Origin of the sequence: Kitasatospora putterlickiae (assembly GCF_039527695.1) — a bacterium.
Taxonomy (GTDB): Bacteria; Actinomycetota; Actinomycetes; order Streptomycetales; family Streptomycetaceae; genus Kitasatospora; species Kitasatospora putterlickiae.
In genome coordinates, this window is record NZ_BAAAKJ010000331.1 from 2425 (window position 1) to 3188 (window position 764).

Sequence of the window (764 nt, forward strand, 5' to 3'; positions counted from 1 at the left end):
CCGGCCGGCCGCCGAGGACGGTCGGCGGCTGCTCACCCACGAACTGCTGCACACCGTTCAGGCCCCGAACCCGCTCGGCGCGCTGCGGGCCGGCCGCGACCTGGGCGCGGTCAGCCTGCCGCAGGACCCGATGGAGCGGGAGGCGGAGCACGGCGCACGGGACGACCGCCCGGCGACGGCGACGCCGGGCGCGACCCCGGGCTGGCTCCGCTACGCGACCGTCGACGCCGACCGGTTCCGCACCGAGCGGCTCGATCCGGCGACCCTGGTCGACCGGCTGGCGGCCGGCATCCTGCGCTCGCTGCGCGGCGACCCGACCGACTCCTCGGGGCGGGTCCGGCTGCAGCTCGCGCGCTTCGCCCCCGAGTTGCAGGCCTCGGTGCTCGAACGGCTGGCGGACCGGCTGCCGTCCTCGGACCACACCCGGCTGCTGAAACTGGTCGAGGCCGCCGAGCACCGCCCGGCCGACGTGGACGGCGCGCAGACGCCCGAGCCGGTCACCGAGCCTGCCGACCGGCCGGAACAGGGGCAGGAGCAGGGGCAGGAACAGGAGCCGGGCGGCGACCTGGAGCACGAGGAGGCCCACCCGGAGGAGCAGCAGGACGCGCAGCAGGCAGCACCTGACGAGGGCGAGCCCGCCCAGCCGGCGCGGCAGCCCACCGCCGACGAGGAAACGCCCACCGCCGTACCGGAGACGGCGCCGGAGGCGCCCGCTGCCGTAGAGGCGTCCGCCGCCGTGGAGGCGCCCGCCCCGGTCGGCGGGC

General features: G+C 78.3%; 1 pseudogene. It reads left to right on the top strand.

What is annotated here, in order from left to right:
- Positions 1-764: pseudogene (locus tag ABD308_RS31280) on the top strand (eCIS core domain-containing protein); the annotation flags it as partial.